The sequence below is a fragment of the Agrobacterium vitis genome (assembly GCF_013426735.1).
GTDB lineage: Bacteria > Pseudomonadota > Alphaproteobacteria > Rhizobiales > Rhizobiaceae > Allorhizobium > Allorhizobium vitis_D.
Genome location: NZ_AP023274.1, coordinates 126463 through 144703, shown reverse-complemented (window position 1 = coordinate 144703; position 18241 = coordinate 126463). Strand labels below are relative to the sequence as shown.

The following is an 18241-nucleotide window of genomic DNA, read 5'->3' as shown; positions in this document are numbered from 1 at the left end:
TCAAATTTCAACCGTTTCCGCCTATGGAGCTGCGATCGAAAACAGCTTGATTGACCATCGATGCCACACATACACAACGCCGCTCACCGTCATCACATCGGCAAGATGAATTTCAAGGTGACGAACTGGGCCGAGTATGCGGGTCTGCGCCAACGTGGCGGTCTGACCCTTTGGATAACGTCTGAGGCCGTTGACGGTTGGACGGATGAAATGGCAGGCAGTTACCGACTACGGCAAACGATTCCTGGTCGAGACCGCGATCGGTCGCTATAAATCAATCATCGGAGGCCGGTTGCGAGCACGCTCATTCGCCGCACAACAGACGGAAGTCGCCATCGGCTGCACCAGCCTCAATCGAATGCTGGCATGTGCGCGCCCGAAGTCCGTCCGGCGCGTGGCAGCCACGGCATAAACACAGCATCATAGAGTAGAATCCGTTCAGTCATCGACCGATGCACCAACCCTCAGCCCATTATGATTATCGCTATGTCTACGCTATCGGCCACATTTTGATCCGTTTAGCAGGGGCAAGAGGCCGTTTGCACGAAACCAACCCACTTCATCGCGCAGAGTTTCAATGATTGGCCGGAACTCAAGGCCCAATTCTAGTCGACTTCTTGCGGGATCGTAACGGGAGCGGTCATTCTCGGTCGCGACGGTACGCGCCATAGCCCAACTCAACAGCACCGGCTTGCCGGTCAACCGGGCGTAAAGCTCATTGCCCGCGCCGATCATGTAGAGAAAGATCAGCGGAATGCGGCGGGTCGGCGCGTTGGTCCCACTCACCTGCGCGATCAGCGGCAGCAGATCAGCCATGGTCATATGCCGCCCGGCGGCTAGGTAACGTTCGCCGCGCCTGCCCTTATGGTTGGCAAGGATCATTGCCCGCGCCACATCTCGGGCGTCAACCACTGAGAAGGACCCCGGCGGAACGCCGGGCAGCCGTTCAAGCGCCACATCGAGGACGGTCTGACCTGCCGATGTCGGCCCAATGTCGCCGGGTCCGTGCATCCAGCCGGGAAGTACCATCGTCGCCCAGAAGTCGGGATGAGAATCGAGAAAGCCGAGCACGACGCGGTCCGCCAGGATTTTACTGCGATAATAGTCGTCGGCGTCCCGTTCATCCCGCAACATGGTTTCATCAATGATCTGTCCTGGATCGCCGCGCAACACTGCAACCGAACTGGTATGGATGAAACGGCGCACCCCGGCGTTCCATGCATGTTCTAGCAGGGCGCTGACACCCTCGACATTGGCCGCTTGGAGCGCATCCCAATGGCGGCCACCCTTATAGGAATCCCGAAAATAGGCCGCAGTATGGAAAACCACATCGACGCCTCGAAGCGCATCCGCGAAACCGGCTACATTGAGCATGTCGCCGATGATGATCTCCAGATCCAGTCCGCCAAACTGTCGTGCTGCTTTTTCAGGTGAGCGCACCAGCGCCCGCACCCGCCAACCTTCGGCAATTAGTTCACGCACCAGATTGTTGCCAAGAAGGCCTGTTGCCCCCGTCACGAAGGCAATGGACGGACGGGAAGTGATATTGGGATCGTTAGACATGAAAATGTTCCACTGTTGAGGGAACATGCTCTATAAGTCTAGACCAAGGTCAATGGTCAAGAGCTTAAGAGGTAAAATGCTAATAGGGGAATTCGCCCATCGGACAGGGCTCAGCCAAGACACCATTCGCTTCTATATTCGCAAGGGTCTGCTAACGCCGCAGGTGGGTGTAAAGGGCGGTCGCAATCCCTATCAGATATTCACTGAACAGGACGCCTCGACGGCCAGGATGATCCGTTTCGCGCAAGCGCTGGGAATGTCGCTCAAAGAGATTGCCGAAATTGCGACGGAACTGCAACGCGAAGGTCTCTCGCAGGCGCGTGAAGTCGAAATCATGGAAGTCCAGCTTGCCAAGCTGGAGCAGAAGGCGGCCGAACTAGCCGAATTGACCGGCTATCTGCGCGCAAAGCGCGACTGGGTCACGCGCGGCAAGCCAGGTGACGAGCCGCGATTTACCGACGAGACACTTTGCCTGGCTTCGATGACGACGGGTTTAAGATTCAGATCGGGAACTACAGGGCGCTGAGAATTTCGCACCACCAGATAATCTGCATTGCGGCATTGCTTTGGTGACGCAGACCTATTTTACAATAGAGTCCGCTTTGAGCCAAACTTGGAGGTCGCAACCAGTTTGCCGGCTTTGTGTGGGGGCCTGTGCCGAGAAAGGTGGAGGATGACCCGCCAAGGGCTGTGGACTGATGAAGGGGTAGACCAACGGCGTAATATCAATGGCTTCTGGCGGCATTCGGGGATCAACTGCAAGATCCAGCCTTCATGGCCATCGTTATCATCCCATCCGATCGGTACGGTCGAGCCCGGTTCCAACCGCGTTCGCAGGTGCACGGTTGCGTTGATGCGGACTTCCGATCCATGTCCGATTTGCGCCCCATGAAACACGGCGGCTCCGGTGGCGACAAACACTTCGGCGTCGATTTGAGCACCGACCACATGGCTGTTCGGACCAACGATGCAGTGGTTCCCCTACGGAGCAGTCATGCCGACTGGTCGCGCGGATGACCGCGTTCTCGAACATGATGTAGTTGCGTCCGATGCGGATGGAGCCGCCAGCTTCTGCCGCCAGGCGAGCGCCATGCATGATCCTGCTACCCGCACCGATAACAACATCGCCACAGACCGTCGCGTCCTGAGCAATCCAGGCATCAGGATCGATTGATGGCGACTGTTCTTCGTAAGACAAAAGCATGGTTCCTGCTCTCCTGGCCACTAAGACGGCACCCGTACAGTTTCGAGATGCCAGACCTTGGCAACGATCCGCCAGCCGTCAACGCCTCTCACGAAGCAAAGATGATCGACAAAGACATTCGCGTGAATTCGCAACCTCACCTTTACAGTTGCTGCGGCCGGCGAAAGCCAGTCGATCAGGATGATCTCGTCTTCGCGTTCCTGTGAGCGGCTTGCGGGGGATTCACGCTTTGCGATCACCTGGCGATAATCGGCAATAGGGTCGACTGTAATTGCGCCTTCCTCCGCGTCGAACAGGCTGCAGGCCGGATGAAAGACCTTGTCGAAAAGCAAGAGATCGCAGGCGTAGAGGGCATCGAAATACGTTTGTATTGCGTCTAGCAGCTCGGTATCGCGGTTCATTGCGCTTGCTCCGTGGTTTGTCGGCTTATGACCGTGTCGCACGCCGACAACGCCAGTTGCCAGTGGCAGAATTGCCAGATAAGACGGCATTCATGCCAAATATTGAGAAGCCTCGCTCTCCCGCAAACAATCGTGTCGTCAGCCTCGTCTATGACGGCCTCTGCACGTTCGAGTTCGGGATCACTGCCGAAGTCTTTGGCCTGGACCGTCCTGAAGCAGGACCAAACTGGTATCAGTTCAAATCGGTCTCGCTGGAGGACCAGGTTCTTCATGCCTGCGGTGGCCTGACGGTCACAGCGACAGGCGTGGAAGCCGATCTGCATCAGGCCGGAACAATCATCGTTCCGGGCTGGCGCGGGCCGGATGCGCCTGTGCCCGATCAGATCTGCGACGCCCTGGCCCGCGCTCATCGGGGCGGCACCCGGATCGTTTCCATCTGTGGAGGTGCTTACGTGCTCGCGGCCGCCGGTCTGCTCAATGGTCGCCGTGCCACGACGCACTGGCGTTTCGCCGAGCACCTGGCCCGCCGCTATCCTGCTATCGAGATCGACGCGACCTGTCTCTATGTCGATGAGGTGGACATTCTGACATCGGCGGGTAGCTCGGCAGGCATCGATCTGTGCCTGCATATCGTCCGGGCGGATTTCGGGGCGGAACTTGCCAATACGGTGGCGCGTCGCCTGGTGATGTATAGCCATCGCCAGGGCGGCCAGTCCCAGTTCATCAAGCGGCCCGTCCCATTAAGGCGTGAGGCTGGCCGCCTGTCGTCGATCCTCGATCACATTCTGGCCAACCTTCAGGATCCGCACACAATCAGTTCTCTTGCCCGCCACGCCGGTATGAGCGAGCGTACTTTTCAACGTCGCTTTCAGTCTCTGACCGGCTTGTCCCCGCTCAAGTGGATCCTGAGGGAGCGGCTGGAGCAAGCCCGCATCCTGCTTGAAACCAGCACGACCGCACCCGATGAGATTGCCAGAGTGACTGGACTTGGAAGCGCCGAAAACCTGAGGCTTCAGTTTGGTCGATGTTACGGGGTTAGCCCCGTGATCTACCGCAATCGTTTTGCCCAACGGCCGGCAAGTGACCGGACGCCCCCAAACTCACCGATCAAATATCTCCAATTTGATTGAGTTTAATGCCGTCCGCGCGCTGCACGATTCATGCGACAATAAATGCGCCGCGGGTTCGACAGAAGTTAACTGCAGGTCAGGCTGCAGATGCCCAATGGCTGAAAAGCTGCTGAGCAACGTTCAGCCCAGCGCGACGATCCTTGCTGACAAGACTTATGATACCGATGCAATTCGTAACTTTGCCAAGCAGCACAAATGCTGGGCTAGTCGGGAAGTTTGAACAAGCATTTTCGAATTCTTACGGGAGGCAGTCAGAGTCTGTTCAAGAAAGCGGATACGTGCCAGCCGTCTTGTCATAAGCTTGATCATTGCGGTCTGGATGAATGCCCGGCTTGTTGCGACGTTGTTGCATCGAGCCGGTGGCCGCTGATATCAGGCGTCCGTGACCCATTGTACAGCTGACGGCTTCCCGTTATCATTCCCCATTCGAAATCGTCCCAGGGGCCGAGATTAACGATTCCTACCCCGTTCTCTGTCCTTTTCGCGGCGGCAAGCGCACTTGCCCATATCGTGCCGAAGGACCGAGGTCGATCACAGCAAATGGCGCGTTGCCATCTCGCATCCGAGCAGCAGAAGACAGACCAGGAACCCGCGACGAAAGGCCGCCGGGCTGATCCGATTGCGAACACGCTGTCCCGCCCACATGCCCGCCAGCGCCGGGATCACGGCCAGCGCCGAAATGGCCAGCCGGTCGGGCTCAAAGGCACCGTATGCGCCAAGACCGATGGCGAGAGCCACGGTCGATACGGTAAAGGACAGGCCGAGCGCCTGAACCAGGTCGTCTTTTGAAAGCCCAAGCGCCTGTAGATACGGCACGGCGGGAATGACGAACACGCCTGTAGCCCCCGTGACCGTACCCGTGACGCCACCGACGAGCGGCGACAGAAAGCGTTCGCTCCAACGTGGAAAGTTTAGCTGGCGGGCGAATAACGTATAGGCGGAATAGAGGATGAGGGCGAGACCGAGGAAGGGTGTCGTCGCTTTGGTATCGCCACCCGATATCCATGCAGATCCAAGCAAGGTTCCCGCCACGATCGCCAGCATCATGGGCCAAAGCCGCCGCAGGAGCGGTTTGAAACTCGGGCCTGCAAAGAGTTGCCAGATATTGGTGACTAACGACGGTATGATGAGCAGGCTTGCGGCCGCCAGCGGAGAGACGAGCGCACCGAGAACGCCCATGGCCACCGTGGGCAGGCCCATTCCGGTGATGCCCTTGACCAGGCCTGCCGCAAAAAAGGTGGCCAGAACGGCGGCGAGCATTGCTGTCGAAAGATCAAACATGGCATATGACTATCCTTTCGGACGCAGGCGACAATGCGGATGTGGTTGATGCCTGCCTTCGGCTATTCCGAAGGCACATAAGCTGCTATCCTTCCCCCATGCGCTTTGACCTCGTCGATCTTCGTCTGTTTCTCGCCGTCATCGATGCTGGCAGCATCACGCATGGTGCGGCCGAAGCGGGGATGTCGCTGCCGGCTGCCAGCGAACGACTGCGGGACATGGAGGCCTCGGGTGAAGTCCTGCTGCTCCATCGCGGCCGGCGCGGCGTCAGCCCGACGGAGGCTGGCGAGGCCTTGGCGCATCATGCCCGTGCGATCCTTCACCAGATGGCGCAGATGCGAGGCGAGATCGGCCGTTATGCGAAGGGGCTTCGCAGCACGATACGCATCCTGGCCAATACGGCCGCCGTATCGGAGTTCCTGCCCGAGAGGCTTGGGGCCTGGATGAGGGCCAATCCGCAAGTCGATATCGAATTGAAGGAACGGCAGAGCCCTGATATCGCCCGCGCGCTTGCGGCGGGTTTTGCTGATATTGGAATTTTATCAAGCACAGCCGGGACAGAAGAGTTGATCTTGCGTCCGTTCGCCATTGATCGGCTTGTCGCCGTATTTGCGCCGGATCATGACTTTGCTGGAAAGAAACAGCTTCGTTTCGCTGAACTGCTCGATCACCACTTCATCGGATTGATGGACGGTGCTCTGCAGCGGCACATTGAAATGCAGGCGATGCGACTTGGCGCAAAGGTGAGACTGCGCGTGGCTCTTCGCAGTTTCGGAGGGATCTGCCGATTGGCGGGCAAAGGAGCAGGCATCGGCATTGTTCCGGAAACGGCGGCTCGGCATTGGAAGCGCACGGTGCGAATGGATTTCGCCAGACTTTCAGACGAATGGGCGACACGTCACCTGTCCGCTGGCATACACAGCGGTGCTGAACTGACACCTGCCGCACAAAGCCTGTTCGAGCATCTGACAGCGGATAACTGCGCCTGAAACGGCACGCTGCTGTGCGTCAGCGCGACGCCTCCTGCCGGCAGGTGTCGTTTGATGGCGGCGCGGTCGCCTATCCACCTCGTCAGGGCTAGGTTTAGCCTGCAGCACATCATGCCGAGGCCCATGCAAACGCCCCGAAGCCATGCAATTACATATTAATTGGAGGGCAATCGGCGGAATTTGGCGCACCGCGCCGGTTGAAGACGAGCGCTATGTCTGCGCTATCGCCCTCCTTTTGCAAGGAATTAAGACCATCGCTCTCCGGATATGGCTTCCGTCGATTGCAAATACCGGTCGAGGCCGCGGGGGCATTAGCCTTCCGGTTTGCTGCCGCCCAACGGAAATGGCGTGATCGCGGCGGAAACCAGCGCGACAACGGTGGCCAGCCCTGCCAACCCGGCCGCGAGCAATGGAATTGCCACAGGCTCAGCCCGGCCGACAATGCGGCAGCGCTTAAGCCGGCCCCGAGGGCGTTTCCGAGATTGAAGGCGCTGATGTTGAACGTCGAGGCAAGGTTGGGCGCTTCACGCGCGGCCGCGATCACCACGGCCTGTGTAATCGCGCAGACCGCAAAGGCAAAACGCCCCACACAGTGACGATTACCGACGCGGCCCGCGGCGCCTGCCCGTATACGGCGAAGGCGGGCAACACGAGGGCGACACCGACCAGTACCGCGACAAGACTTGGCCCGCCCGCCAGTCCGCCAGCCGCGCGCCATGATAATTCCCGGCTGTCAGTCCAACCCCGAGGGCCAGCAGGACGAAACCGACATGTGCTTCGGCAATGCCGGCGATCCGTGTGAGGATCGGCGTCACATAGGTGAAGAAGGCGAACATGCTGGTGGAGGCGAGCGTGCTGACCGTCAGCGTCAGCCAGACCGGCGGCACCTTCAGCGCTCGAATCTCGGCATCCAGATCACGCGCGGTTTCGATTGACGGAAGAAAACAAACCAGACCAAGCAGCGCGACCGCACCGATGCCGGCAACGATAAGGAACGTAGTGCGCCAGCCTGCGGCCTGGGCGATGAAGGTGCCGAGAGGCACGCCCACGACATTGGCGATGGTCAGTCCGCTGATCATGAGGGCTATTGCCCCTGCGCTGCGGTCTGTCCAGCGCATATGGGAGACCCATCGTCTCCAGCCGCATCGCCTGCGTACGTTCAAGAAATCCAACGACCCAGCCTTCGCCGAGAAGGTAGAAGATGTGGTTGGACTCTATATGAGCCCGCCAGCCCATGCCATCGTCGTTTCCATTGATGAGAAGAGCCAGATACAAGCACTCGACCGAACCCAGCCGGGATTGCCGCTCAAGCCCGGCAAATGCGCCACCATGACCCACGATTACAAGCGCAATGGCACGACCACCCTGTTGGCTGCCCTCAATGTCCTTGACGGAACCGTGCTGGGGCGGTGCATGCCCCGCCATCGTCATCAGGAATTCATACGCTTTCTCAATGCCGTGGAAAAAGCCGTCCCTGCCGGAAAAGTCGTTCATGCCATTCTCGACAATTACGCGACCCACAAACACCCCAAAGTGCTCGAATGGCTGGCCGATCATCCACGATGGACCTTTCATTTCATGCCGACATCAGCATCGTGGCTCAACGCGGTCGAAAACTTCTTTTCCGCCATCACCCGTCGGGCAATTCAGCGCGGTGTGTTCAAATCCGTGCCCGACCTGCAAAAGACAATTCGTGACTATATCAAACGGAACAACGCAGACCCAAAACCATTCGTCTGGACAAAATCCGCCAGTAACATTTTCGCAAATATCGCTGAAATCCCTGTACCATCTGTATGAGTCCGTGCACTAGCTTTGACGAAGACATCCTTATTGGCCTCCGAGGCTTCTTTTTGGAGAAGAGTCCTGAAGCCATCCGCCAGGTCGGAAAGAGGGATGGTCGACATGGAAGCTACCTTAGTGAACGCCATGGAGTTCCTGTTCAGCGCCCTGAGGAAATTCGCAACAATCTCTGGGTCGCAGCGTTCGAGCATGTCGCAAGGCACAACGAAAGACGGATCGGGAGAGGGATTTTCAGAGACGTCCAGTGCCGCCATCACGGCGCCCGTATGATCGAGCGTTCGCGTCAGGAAGCCCGGCACATCGAAACTTGATGCCAAGAGACAAATGCTGTCGGTGTTAAGCAAACCAGGGGGCGGGCCGCCAACCGATGACGCTATTGGCTAGCTGGCAAACGGATCGAGCCTGACGTGTCGGTTCCGAGACCGATATCGGCGAGGCCAGCCGCGACCGCTACAGCGGAGCCAGAAGAGGTCCTCCGGGGATCAGCTCCGGATGAGCTGGATTGACGGGCATGCCGAAATGCATGTTGCCGCCAATGAGCGAGTAGGCAAGTTCATCTGTGTTGGTCTTGCCCACAAATTGCGCTCCGGCATCCAGCAGCAGCTGTACAAGAGGCGCCGTTTTGTTCTTGATGCCGGAGGCGGCGAGCAGGTGCGGGTTACCCGCCGCCGTAGGATAGCCCGCGACATCGACCAGATCCTTGACGGCGAGCCGCATGTTCGCCAATGGCCGGCTCGGATCTGCCGAATGTGCGATGGCACCGCCGGATAAGGCATGAGCGCATTCCAGCGGTCTTCCATTGTCAGATCTTCAGATGTTGCAGCACGCGTGCGCGGGTATCGGGACCGTTGTTGTCCTCGTCGTCGATGGCGCCGAGCTTAAGCACTGCCCAACGATCGGCGACTGAAAGCGCGAAGTCAAGGTTCTGCTCAACCAGTAGAATGGTGGTGCCGTTGCGTGCGCGATCATGTTTTAGCACAGACGCGATGTGGATGATGACGGAGGGTTGGAGGCCCTCGGAGATTTCGTCGATCAGCAGCAGCGTCGGACGAAGCATCAGCGCCCGCGCCAAGATCAGCATCTTCTGTTCGCCGCCAGACAGTGTTCCAGCCTTTTGAACAAGTCGATCTTCCAAGAATGGGAAATAGCTGTAGACTCGCTTCAGCGCCGGGCTGAGCTCGCGGTCGCTACGCAACGCCAGCCGCAGATTGTCGCGGATCGAAAGGTCCTGAAATAGCGGCTGTTCCTGTGGCGCGTAGCCGATGCCCGAGGCGACAAGCTCAGCGGGTCTCTTTCCGGCAATCGCTTTGCCATCGACATTCACTGATCCCTTGGAGAGGGGCATGAAGCCTAGAATCGACTTGAGCAGCGTTGTCTTACCCATGCCGTTCTTGCCCATCAGGGCGAAAATCTCCCCCTGTTTTATGGCCAGAGACACGTCGTTGATCACGTCGACGGCGCCGTAGCCGCTGCTGATGCCGTTGAGCTGAAGTTTTGCGGCCTCAGACATGGGCGCCTCCTGCATAGATGGTGCGGACCGTTTCGGACTGGACGACATCTTCGACCGTTCCGTCGAGAACGAGTTTGCCCTGATGCAGCACGACGATGCGGCTTGAAATCTCCCGAACGAAATCGAGATCGTGCTCCACCAGGATGGCGGCGAAGCCCATTTCCGATGTCAGCTTCTTTAGGACGGTGCCTATGGTCATGCGCTCCGCCTTGGTCAGGCCGGCGGTCGGCTCGTCGAGCAGGATGAGGCGGGGTTCGAGCGCCACGACCATGGCAAGTTCCAGTGCCTGACGTTGTCCATGAGACAGCAGCGAGACGGGCCTGTCGACGATGTCGGCGATACCGGTAAGCCGCAGGATCTCCACTGCGGCGACCGGTAGCGGAATGCTTGTGCCTGATCTGGTCAAGCTCGGACGCTCGTGGGAGAGGCGCGCCATGCGCAGGCATTCGGCCACGGTCATGCTGTCGAAGATGCTGGCAACCTGGAACTTGCGGCCGACGCCGAGTGCGACGATACGTTCCGGCGGCATGCCGGCTATATCGTGACCATTGCTCTCGACCTGGCCGTCGATCGCTTCGGTGCCGTCTGACAGGCAACGCATCAGCGTGGTCTTGCCGGCGCCATTCGGGCCGACGACGCTGACCAGTTCTCCGGGGCGGATTTTCAGGTCGATACCTTTGAGCACGGCAAGGCTGCCATAGGACTTGCCGAGGTTGCGGATCGAGACGAGTGTGTCTGCCCCGCCTGCCGAGATATTGACAGTGGCGGGCAGTGCTTCGAGTGCTTGTTTCGCAGCCGTATCGCGGAAGTGGCGGGCGACGAGGGAGGCGAGGCCGCCCGGCAGAAGAATGATCATGACGACGAACAGGGCGCCGACGATCAGCTGCCACAGGAACGGCAGTTCGCCCGAAAGATTGGCACTGAGATAGTCTATGCCGATGGCGCCGAGCAGTGGGCCAATGATCGTGCCGCGGCCGCCAAGTGCGGTCCAGACGACCATCTCGGTGCCGAACACGAAACCGGTATTTTCCGGGGCGACAACGCCTGAGGCATTGGCGTAGAGAAAGCCGGCCAGTCCCGCCACGCCGGCGAGCGCGGCGGTCAGGGCGATCTTCACCCGCGACGGACTGAGGCCGAGATAGGCGACACGGGCTTCGTTGTCGCGAATGGCCTTCAGCAGCCGGCCAGCATCCGAGCGCACGAAGACGAAGGCGAGAACCGCAAGCGCCACGAGGCAAAGGCCGGTAAGGCGGAAGAAGCCGGGAAGACCCAGTGGCAATGTCTGATAGCCGACCAGGCCGCTGGAAGAGCCGGTCCACACACCGCCGGAATAGATCAGTTGTGTGACGACGATCGGCACGACAAGCGAAATGACTGTGGCATAAAGCGGCGTCGAGCCTTGATAGAAGGAGAGCCAGCCGACAGCGAGGCCTAGCAACAGCGGCACCAGAATGGCTGCGGCGAAGGCGAGTGCGAAGAGGGCGGGGCTGGCGCCTATATGGGTCAGCACCATTGCTGTGGCGTAAGCGCCGGCGCCGAAGAAGGCGGCCTGGCCAAAGGTGAGGATGCCGGTATAGCCCCACAGCAGGTCCACCGTGATGGCGAGCATAGCGTAGATCATCGAGCGGGTCAGTACGTTGAGGCTGAAGCGGTCGAGAAATGCCGGTCCGAAGAGCACCAGCAGCATGCCCGCGACGGCAAATATGGCGAGAAGGACGAGCTGGATTCTTTGTCTGTCAGGCACGGGCAAATCCCTTCGGACGGATGCGAAGCGTGATGGCGCAGAGGACGGCCACGGTGATGCCGCCGAGGATGGGGCTGAGGAAGGTCGAGACCAGAACCTGCGCGGCGCCAAAGACAAGGCAGGCGACGGCCAGCGCGCCGAAGGACGTGCCGGCGACCATGACCAGCATGAACGCGCCGGTCAGCCAGGCAACACCCATATTGGGATCGACGCTGGTGAGCGGCGCCAGCAGCACCCCGGCCAGCGCGGCAAGGCCGGTACCGATCATGAACGTGGCGAGCCGGATCTTCTCGGTATCCATGCCGAGCGCGCGGGCAAGGTTTTCGTTCATGATGACTGCCTGGGCTGAAAGACCGAGCCGCGTGCCTTCGAGCAGGAAGGCGAAGCCAAGACCGATGGCAAGTGCTGCGCCGACGGCAAACAGCCGGTAGAGCGAATAGCCGGTGTCGAGGACGTCAAGCGTACCTGGCAGGAGCGCAGGGGTGAAATGCACGTCGCGTCCGAACCACAGGGTGATCAGCTGGCCAATGACAATGCCGAGCCCCCAGGTGGCCAGGATCGCGTCGAGCGGACGGCGATAGAGCGGGCGGACGATGAAGCGCTCCGTTAGGGCGCCCAGAACGGCGCCGGTGACGAAAGCCAGGAGCAGGGCGAACCAGGGATTGAGGCCGAGTTCGTTTGTGACGACGGTGCAGTAAGCCCCAACCGTCAGCCAGGCGCCATGGGCGAAGTTAATGATCTTGAGTACGCCGAAAATGGCGAGCAGCCCCGTTGCGACAATGAACAGGATGGCTGCCGTACTGAGGATGTCCAGTAAGAGCGTCATGCATTTTTCCCTGATGTGAAGGCGGGGCTCGCTGCCCCGCCCTGGTCGCGTTTTCAGAGGTTGGGGCACTGTGCGCCGGGATCGACGTCCTTGTAGCTGTCGACCACCTTGACGCTGCCATCGTCCTGGACCTGGCCGAGATACATGGTGAGCGGCGCGTGGTGCTGCTTGGCCATGGAAATCAGGCCGCGCGGGCCGGTATAGGAGACAGCAGGCAATGCCTCGATCACGGCGGCGGTGTCCGTAGAGCCCGCCTTTTCGACGGCGGCCTTGTAAAGATAGATCGCCTCATATTGCGGTACGGAAAGATCGTTGGGGGTGCGCAACTCGCTGCCGAACTTCTTTTCCATAGATGCCAGGAAGGTCTTGTTCTCGGCGCTGTCGATGCCGGTCACATAGGAGGCCGAGAGGAAGATGCCGCTGGCATCGGCGCCCATGCTCTTGGCCGTGCCTTCGTCAACGGCGAGATTACCGTAGGGCAGGCTGACGCCGGCAGACCGCAGCTGCTTGGTGAGCGTCACGTTCGGTGCGCCGCCGGCTGTCGAGGTGATGATTGCATCGGCGCCGGAGGCCTTGAGCTTGGAAATCACCGCCGTCCAGTCGCTGCTGTCCATCGGCAGGTATTCCTCGCCGACGACGGATGCGCCCGACTTGTCGATATAGGCCTTGGCGAATTCCAGCATACCGCGGCCGAAGGCGTAGTCCGAGCCGACCAGGAAGAATTTCTTGGCGCCCTGCTTGCCGATGAAATTGTCAACCAGCGGCGGCACCTGCTGTTCCGGCACCCAGGCATTGACGAAGAGGTTGGCGTTGCAGGATTTGCCTTCGTAGAACGACGTGTAGATGTAAGGCACGTCGCCCTTGGTGATGATCGGCAGCCCGGCATTGCGGGCGGCGCTGGTTTCCATAGAGATGATGACATTGACTTCCTTCTGGAAGACCAGCGCATCGAAAGCCTTCTGCGCGCCGGCTGCGCCCGAGGCATCGTCGGCGATTTCGAGTTCCAGCGGACGGCCGAGAACGCCGCCATTGGCATTAATTTCCTCGACGGCCAGTTCGGCGGCCTGCACGACCGACGGCGCCACGACGCTGTTGGCGCCGGAAAGGCCGACCGGCACGCCGATCTTGATCGGGTCCGCGGCATGGGAGCTGCCGGCGAAAGCGAGTGAAGCAAGTGCGAGAAGGATGGATTTGCGGTTCATTATGTTCCCCTTTTGTGAGTATGGCGTGTTTTTTACCCGTAGACATCCGCCCGGCGGTCGCCGAGCAAATGATTGAAGCTGTTGAGCGTACGGCTGGCCGCCACGCTCGACAGATCGATTTTGGCAAGAAGGATCTCCTCGCGGTCGCCGCTGGCCGGGCCAGCTACCGACCAGCCTTGCGGGCCGACGATCAGGCTGCGACCGATGAAAGGCTGACCGCGCTCGGTGCCAACCCGATCGGCGCAGGCGATGTAGACGGCGTTGGAGTGGGCGGCCGCCTTAGCCAGGATGTTCGACATGGCGTCAGCCTGGTCTTCGGAGCCGGGCATAGGCACCCAGTTGGTCGGCACGCAGATCAGTTCCGCACCCGACAGAGCCAGCTGGCGGAACGCCTCTGGAAACCACCCGTCGTAGCAGATCGCGATGCCGACCTTGCCACGGCCGATGTCGAAGACCGGCAGACCGAGATCGCCTGGCGCGAAGTACCGGTTTTCTTCGTTCCACAGGTGGAGTTTGCGATATTTGCCGATATAACCGTCTGGGCCGCATAGAATCGCCGAGTTGTAGAAGGTTTCGCCGTCACGCTCGGCAATGCCGCTAACCAGATGGATAACGATTTCGCGGGCAAGCGCGATCAGCATCTGCGCGCTTTCGCCCTCAGGGACTGGCCCGGCTAGCTCGGCCAGCTCGGCCGTGTCGCGAAACACATAGCCGCTGTCGGCGAGTTCCGGCAGCACCACGAGATCGGCGCCATCGGCTTTGGCACGGCGTACTAGCCGGTCAATGGCTGCGAGATTGTGGTCGCGATCGCCGATGCGTGGTTCGAATTGGATCGAGGCGATCGTCAAATTGCGCGACGTCTGTGCGGTGTCAGTCAATTCAATCTCCAAACGCAAAAAACCCCTGGCACGGAAATCAATCCGTGAACCAGAGGCTGCATAGCCATGATGTCGTTGCGGCAGCCCTGCCGCTGAGCAAGCTTGCTCGTGACCAAAACTTCCACGGAAAACCGGGCAAGTCAAGCCATGAAATTAGGCAATCTTTTCGATGGTCAAGTTTTAGGCAGAAGGGCTATGGGCCCTAGCCCGCGCTGGGCTTGCCGGGCAGGGGAAGACCGAAGCTGCGCATGGTGTCATGGGCAGCGATGATCGCTTCGGCCACCTGAGCCATCGGCACGCGCTTGGCTGTCGCCTGGTCACGCAATAACCTGTAGGCAGCCTCCTCTTCGAGCCCGTTCATTGCCCTAAGCGCCGAAACGGCCTTGTCCACCAGCCGGCGACCCTTCAACGTTTCCTCCAGTTTCTGCACCTTGCCGACCAGGCGTTTTTCGTAGCTGTGGCGGTAGCGCGCCAGCGCGAACTGGGTGAGGATGCCGAGCGGCCGCAGCGGTTTGGAAATCACACCATGGGCGTTGAGATCGATTATGGCCTGTAGCGCGGTCGGACTCTCATAGGTCAGAATGGCGATGATCGCCGGCTGCTGGGTTTCGCTGATCTGCAGAGCCTGCTCGAGCTGGGTATCCTCGATATGCAGGAAGAGCGTGTCGACATCTGGCGGCAGTGTCGGCGGCAGTGGCCAGGTGGCCCTGACCTCGCAGCCCAGGCGCTTCAGATGCGCGACCAGCACATCGCCGTCCTCATCACGCGGATGCGCAACCAAAACACGTGCGCGGCGCAGATCCTGAACAATCCTGTTGGGTCCCGCCATTCCTAAGCCTCCAACCAGGCGTCTTCGAAGCGCGACGCGGTCAGATATGGGTCCGGACGGATCGGCCCCGGCGCCTGCCACGCGATGTCGAACAGGCCGTCGGCGCGGGCAACGCCAATGCGTGGATGCAGCCATAGATGGCGGGTATCCGCATCGAAACTGAGCCGGCCTTCCGGCGCTGCATAGTCTTCTACCAGGATTTCCTCGGAGATGCGATGGGTCTCCAGCGAGCCGGCGCGGGCCAAGGCGCGGGCGAACAGATGGACCTGCGCATAGGCCGGCTGGGACCAGACGCTGGTCGTGACCTCGCCACCGAACCGGCGCTTGTAGGCCTTGACGAACCGCTCGTTGGTCGCCCCCTCGACTGTCTGGAAGTATGTTGCGGAGAGGATGTGGCCGGTGCACAGACCGGCGCCGATTTCACGGATTTCGGTCTCGGCCATGGTGAGGCTGGCAATGGGATGGCGCAGGCGATCAATGCCGGCCTCGGCATACATGCGATAGAACTGCTGAGCCGGGCGGCCGATGATTGTGGAGAAGATCGCGTCCGGCTTGAGACGGACAATATCGGCGAGCACCGATTTCAATGTGTCGTTGTCCGCATGCAGCGGAATATAGCGTTCGCTGACGACCTCGCCGCCTTTGGATTCGACGATATCGCGCATCACGCGGTTGGATTCACGCGGGTAGATATAATCGACGCCGACGAAATAGAGGCGCGGCCCGTGATGGCGCAGCAGATATTCGGCTAGGGCGAACGTGTTCTGATTGAGCGTCGCGCCAGTATAGACGACGTTTTCGGAATATTCGAAGCCCTCATACATCGAGGGATACAGCAGCAGGCCGTTGTGACGCTCGACGATCGGCAGCACGGCCTTGCGGCTCGCCGACATCGAACAACCGAAGATGATGTTCACGTCGTCATCGGTCAGCAGACGACGGGCCAGATTACGATAGGCGGTGTTGTCGCCGCCGGGGTCGTGGGCCACCGGTACGATCGGTTTGCCCAAGACGCCACCTGCCTCATTGATTTCCTCGACCGCGAGCGCCGTTCCGAAAAAATGTTCGGTCTCGGTGATCTGGGTAATCCCGCTGCGGGAAAACAGAACTCCCACTCGCCATTCATTGGTCACGCCGCACTCTCCCTCATTCGATGGTGCACTCCTACCCCGGAAATCGGCAGACTTTAATAGGATTGTTGCCGGCCGGCGAAAGTTCCTGTCAAGCACTTTGAGACGCCGTAGGGGAAGCCAATTGAATTGCTCGGGGAACAGACGTCCCCGCAACTAAGAGGCGGTCGGCTCATCTGGTGCCGCTCGTTCGCTGAGGAGCTGGGCCAGTGGGACGGAACATCCGTGCCTGTTCGATACGCTATAGGGAAGATGCCTAATACGCAGCCCCAGTGATTTCGACTTTTTGGCCTTCCCAAAACGCGGTGAATCTGAATCTCTGTCGCAAGCGGGAGGTTTAGGATGCGATCAGGGATTTCGTTACGTGAAGATTTTGATGGTGAACGTCTCCGGCGGCTGGCGCGGCAGACGAAGGATGCAGCCCAGGTACGACGCCTGTTGGCACTCGCCTCTATCTACGACGGCGGCTCACGCTCAGATGCCGCCCGTCTCGGCAATGTGACGCTCCAGATCATCAGGGACTGGGTTATACGCTTCAACGAACGCGGTCCTCAAGGCCTGGTCAATGGCAAGGCTCTCGGTCAGCAGTCGCGGTTGAATGATCAGCAGCGTGCGGCCTTGGCGCAGGCCGTCGAGCGTGGTCCAACGCCCTATCTCGACGGCGTTGTTCGCTGGCGTCTGTGCGACTTGGCTCAATGGCTTTGGGAAGAGTTTCGCGTTTCAGTGAGCGAGCAAACGCTGAGCCGTGAAGTACGAGCCATGGGCTATCGCAAGCTTGCTGCCAGGCCCAAACATCATGCGCAAGACCCTCAAGCCATTGTGGGTTTTAAAAAAACTTCCCCACCGCAGTGGCAGAAATTGCCGCCGGAGCGGCCCAAGGAAAACGCATAGAGATTTGCTTCCAGGACGAGGCCCGTATCGGGCAGAGTGAGGCGGAAAAGCAAATGATCCAGTGAATCATTTGCCCGACGAACGAAGATCACCCGCCGCTGGGCCAGGCGTGGAACGCGGCCATCCGCGCCGCATGATCAACGCACAAGGTCGGCCTATATCTTCTGTGCAATTTGCCCCAAGCTCGGTAAAGCGGCAGCTCTCGTCTGCCTCGGGTAGCGACACCCACGCGATGACGCAGCACCTGACCGAAATCGCCCGCCATGTCGGCGAGGATGCCCAAGCCGTCCTCATCATGGATCAAGCAGGCTGGCACATGTCCAACAATCTTGTCGTGCCTGAAAACATCACCATCCTGCCACTCCCGCCGAAATCACCCGAGCTGAACCCGGTCGAAAACCTCTGGCACTTCATGCGTGAAAACTAGCTCTCGAACCGCATCTTTAAATCCTACGACGACATCGTCGATCATTGCTGTGATGCCTGGCGAAAGCTCGAAAGCAAGCCTTGGCGCATCATTTCCATCGGCCGCAGAGACTGGACAATTGGGTTGTGATCAGTGAGAACCTGTATGAGTGGCTTGCCCTTAAAAAATACTGTGTGATCGTCATGCGTGTAGGAGCAAAGCGTTGCCTCTGGGTGTGCCGCAATCCAGGTCATTGGCCAATCGCAATCAGCGAATGGACCAATGCGGGGATTGAGCCGGACAGCGTCACGCACAAATTCCGTTGAATGCAAGTCTGGGGCTTGGCGCAAAATTTCTTGGCGTAGTTTTTTATTCTGTATGCACCAGTTTTCATCAGCCTAAAAGAGCTCGGTTGACCGGTCATTCCTGAGCCGAAGTCGCCTCGATTTCCGAA

Annotated in this window: 18 protein-coding genes and 5 pseudogenes; 9 read left to right on the top strand and 14 right to left on the bottom strand. The window is 59.6% G+C overall.

Annotation, left to right across the window (positions count from 1 at the left end):
- Positions 1-60: 60 nt before the first annotated feature.
- Positions 61-201, top strand: a pseudogene (locus H1Y61_RS26770) (IS5/IS1182 family transposase); the annotation flags it as partial.
- A pseudogene (locus H1Y61_RS22965) lies at positions 200-412 on the top strand (IS5/IS1182 family transposase); the annotation flags it as partial. The pseudogenes H1Y61_RS26770 and H1Y61_RS22965, both read left to right, overlap by 2 nt.
- An 83-nt stretch (positions 413-495) precedes the next feature.
- On the opposite strand, the gene H1Y61_RS22960 reads toward H1Y61_RS22965, so the two are convergent.
- Positions 496-1563, bottom strand: coding sequence for an SDR family oxidoreductase (locus tag H1Y61_RS22960; protein WP_180575450.1), 1068 nt, complete (start codon positions 1561-1563; stop codon positions 496-498).
- Positions 1564-1639: 76 nt separating this feature from the next.
- On the opposite strand from H1Y61_RS22960, the gene H1Y61_RS22955 reads away from it, so the two are divergent.
- Positions 1640-2089 carry a MerR family transcriptional regulator gene (locus H1Y61_RS22955; protein WP_180575449.1) on the top strand — a complete coding sequence of 150 codons (450 nt, stop codon included), beginning with the start codon at positions 1640-1642 and terminating at the stop codon, positions 2087-2089.
- A gap of 468 nt (positions 2090-2557) precedes the next feature.
- Positions 2558-2737 (top strand): hypothetical protein, encoded by a 180-nt coding sequence (locus tag H1Y61_RS27035; protein WP_322790789.1) that lies wholly within the window; start codon positions 2558-2560, stop codon positions 2735-2737.
- A gap of 50 nt (positions 2738-2787) precedes the next feature.
- On the opposite strand, the gene H1Y61_RS22945 is transcribed toward H1Y61_RS27035, so the two are convergent.
- A complete protein-coding gene (locus H1Y61_RS22945; protein WP_180575448.1) occupies positions 2788-3168 on the bottom strand; it encodes a nuclear transport factor 2 family protein in 381 nt (126 codons plus the stop codon).
- Positions 3169-3260: 92 nt separating this feature from the next.
- Between H1Y61_RS22945 and ftrA the strand changes: the two genes are divergently transcribed.
- Both ftrA and H1Y61_RS26985 read left to right on the top strand, forming a co-directional pair.
- Positions 3261-4298, top strand: a complete 1038-nt coding sequence (ftrA, locus tag H1Y61_RS22940; protein ID WP_180575447.1) for a transcriptional regulator FtrA — start codon at positions 3261-3263, stop codon at positions 4296-4298.
- Positions 4299-4392: 94 nt separating this feature from the next.
- Positions 4393-4518: a hypothetical protein gene (locus H1Y61_RS26985; RefSeq protein WP_268884051.1), complete on the top strand. Its 126-nt coding sequence runs from the start codon at positions 4393-4395 to the stop codon at positions 4516-4518.
- A gap of 311 nt (positions 4519-4829) precedes the next feature.
- Here the strand turns inward: H1Y61_RS26985 and H1Y61_RS22935 are convergent, their stop codons facing one another.
- Positions 4830-5579 carry a sulfite exporter TauE/SafE family protein gene (locus H1Y61_RS22935; RefSeq protein WP_180575446.1) on the bottom strand — a complete coding sequence of 250 codons (750 nt, stop codon included), beginning with the start codon at positions 5577-5579 and terminating at the stop codon, positions 4830-4832.
- 98 nt (positions 5580-5677) lie between these two features.
- Between H1Y61_RS22935 and H1Y61_RS22930 the strand changes: the two genes are divergently transcribed.
- Entirely contained in the window at positions 5678-6568 is an 891-nt protein-coding gene (locus H1Y61_RS22930; protein ID WP_180575445.1) for a LysR family transcriptional regulator, read from the top strand.
- Between the two features lie 599 nt (positions 6569-7167).
- Here the strand turns inward: H1Y61_RS22930 and H1Y61_RS22925 are convergent.
- Positions 7168-7647 (bottom strand): MFS transporter, encoded by a 480-nt coding sequence (locus tag H1Y61_RS22925; RefSeq protein WP_235680997.1) that lies wholly within the window; start codon positions 7645-7647, stop codon positions 7168-7170.
- 1 nt (position 7648) lies between these two features.
- Between H1Y61_RS22925 and H1Y61_RS22920 the strand changes: the two are divergent.
- A pseudogene (locus tag H1Y61_RS22920) lies at positions 7649-8368 on the top strand (IS630 family transposase); the annotation flags it as partial.
- Positions 8369-8744: 376 nt separating this feature from the next.
- On the opposite strand, the gene H1Y61_RS26980 reads toward H1Y61_RS22920, so the two are convergent.
- The 10 genes and pseudogenes from H1Y61_RS26980 to H1Y61_RS22880 all read right to left on the bottom strand — a co-directional run bounded on the left by H1Y61_RS26980 (position 8745) and on the right by H1Y61_RS22880 (position 16493).
- Positions 8745-8798 (bottom strand): amidase, encoded by a 54-nt coding sequence (locus H1Y61_RS26980; protein WP_268884052.1) that lies wholly within the window; start codon positions 8796-8798, stop codon positions 8745-8747.
- A gap of 23 nt (positions 8799-8821) precedes the next feature.
- The gene (locus H1Y61_RS22915; protein WP_268884050.1) at positions 8822-9088 is read right to left on the bottom strand and encodes an amidase family protein; all 267 of its coding nucleotides are present in this window, start codon (positions 9086-9088) and stop codon (positions 8822-8824) included.
- 85 nt (positions 9089-9173) lie between these two features.
- Positions 9174-9881 (bottom strand): ABC transporter ATP-binding protein, encoded by a 708-nt coding sequence (locus H1Y61_RS22910; RefSeq protein WP_180575443.1) that lies wholly within the window; start codon positions 9879-9881, stop codon positions 9174-9176.
- Positions 9874-10737 (bottom strand): ABC transporter ATP-binding protein, encoded by an 864-nt coding sequence (locus H1Y61_RS27120; RefSeq protein WP_409364012.1) that lies wholly within the window; start codon positions 10735-10737, stop codon positions 9874-9876. The genes H1Y61_RS22910 and H1Y61_RS27120 overlap by 8 nt, the downstream gene beginning before the upstream one ends.
- A 57-nt stretch (positions 10738-10794) precedes the next feature.
- A pseudogene (locus tag H1Y61_RS27115) lies at positions 10795-11490 on the bottom strand (ABC transporter permease subunit); the annotation flags it as partial.
- A 127-nt stretch (positions 11491-11617) separates the two neighbouring features.
- A complete protein-coding gene (locus tag H1Y61_RS22900; protein WP_180575441.1) occupies positions 11618-12451 on the bottom strand; it encodes a branched-chain amino acid ABC transporter permease in 834 nt (277 codons plus the stop codon).
- A 53-nt stretch (positions 12452-12504) separates the two neighbouring features.
- Complete coding sequence (locus tag H1Y61_RS22895) at positions 12505-13653, bottom strand: substrate-binding protein (RefSeq protein ID WP_174113476.1); 1149 nt, start codon at positions 13651-13653, stop codon at positions 12505-12507.
- Positions 13654-13685: 32 nt separating this feature from the next.
- Positions 13686-14531, bottom strand: coding sequence for a nitrilase family protein (locus H1Y61_RS22890; RefSeq protein ID WP_180575440.1), 846 nt, complete (start codon positions 14529-14531; stop codon positions 13686-13688).
- A 202-nt stretch (positions 14532-14733) separates the two neighbouring features.
- A complete protein-coding gene (locus H1Y61_RS22885; RefSeq protein WP_180575439.1) occupies positions 14734-15360 on the bottom strand; it encodes an ANTAR domain-containing response regulator in 627 nt (208 codons plus the stop codon).
- Between the two features lie 2 nt (positions 15361-15362).
- Entirely contained in the window at positions 15363-16493 is a 1131-nt protein-coding gene (locus H1Y61_RS22880; protein WP_180575438.1) for a transporter substrate-binding domain-containing protein, read from the bottom strand.
- 339 nt (positions 16494-16832) lie between these two features.
- Between H1Y61_RS22880 and H1Y61_RS22875 the strand changes: the two are divergent.
- A pseudogene (locus tag H1Y61_RS22875) lies at positions 16833-17937 on the top strand (IS630 family transposase).
- The last annotated feature ends 304 nt before the right edge of the window (positions 17938-18241 follow it).

Bases quoted from the DNA above. Each gene is read 5' to 3' on its own strand.
- H1Y61_RS22895 (WP_174113476.1), bottom strand. From the start codon at position 13,653: ATGAACCGCAAATCCATCCTTCTCGCACTTGCTTCACTCGCTTTCGCC.
- H1Y61_RS27035 (WP_322790789.1), top strand. From the start codon at position 2,558: ATGCCGACTGGTCGCGCGGATGACCGCGTTCTCGAACATGATGTAGTT.
- H1Y61_RS22945 (WP_180575448.1), bottom strand. From the start codon at position 3,168: ATGAACCGCGATACCGAGCTGCTAGACGCAATACAAACGTATTTCGAT.
- H1Y61_RS22915 (WP_268884050.1), bottom strand. From the start codon at position 9,088: ATGCGGCTCGCCGTCAAGGATCTGGTCGATGTCGCGGGCTATCCTACG.
- H1Y61_RS22910 (WP_180575443.1), bottom strand. From the start codon at position 9,881: ATGTCTGAGGCCGCAAAACTTCAGCTCAACGGCATCAGCAGCGGCTAC.
- H1Y61_RS27120 (WP_409364012.1), bottom strand. From the start codon at position 10,737: ATGATCATTCTTCTGCCGGGCGGCCTCGCCTCCCTCGTCGCCCGCCAC.
- H1Y61_RS22925 (WP_235680997.1), bottom strand. From the start codon at position 7,647: ATGATCAGCGGACTGACCATCGCCAATGTCGTGGGCGTGCCTCTCGGC.
- H1Y61_RS22955 (WP_180575449.1), top strand. From the start codon at position 1,640: ATGCTAATAGGGGAATTCGCCCATCGGACAGGGCTCAGCCAAGACACC.
- H1Y61_RS26985 (WP_268884051.1), top strand. From the start codon at position 4,393: ATGGCTGAAAAGCTGCTGAGCAACGTTCAGCCCAGCGCGACGATCCTT.
- H1Y61_RS22885 (WP_180575439.1), bottom strand. From the start codon at position 15,360: ATGGCGGGACCCAACAGGATTGTTCAGGATCTGCGCCGCGCACGTGTT.
- H1Y61_RS22900 (WP_180575441.1), bottom strand. From the start codon at position 12,451: ATGACGCTCTTACTGGACATCCTCAGTACGGCAGCCATCCTGTTCATT.
- H1Y61_RS22960 (WP_180575450.1), bottom strand. From the start codon at position 1,563: ATGTCTAACGATCCCAATATCACTTCCCGTCCGTCCATTGCCTTCGTG.
- ftrA (WP_180575447.1), top strand. From the start codon at position 3,261: ATGCCAAATATTGAGAAGCCTCGCTCTCCCGCAAACAATCGTGTCGTC.
- H1Y61_RS22935 (WP_180575446.1), bottom strand. From the start codon at position 5,579: ATGTTTGATCTTTCGACAGCAATGCTCGCCGCCGTTCTGGCCACCTTT.
- H1Y61_RS22930 (WP_180575445.1), top strand. From the start codon at position 5,678: ATGCGCTTTGACCTCGTCGATCTTCGTCTGTTTCTCGCCGTCATCGAT.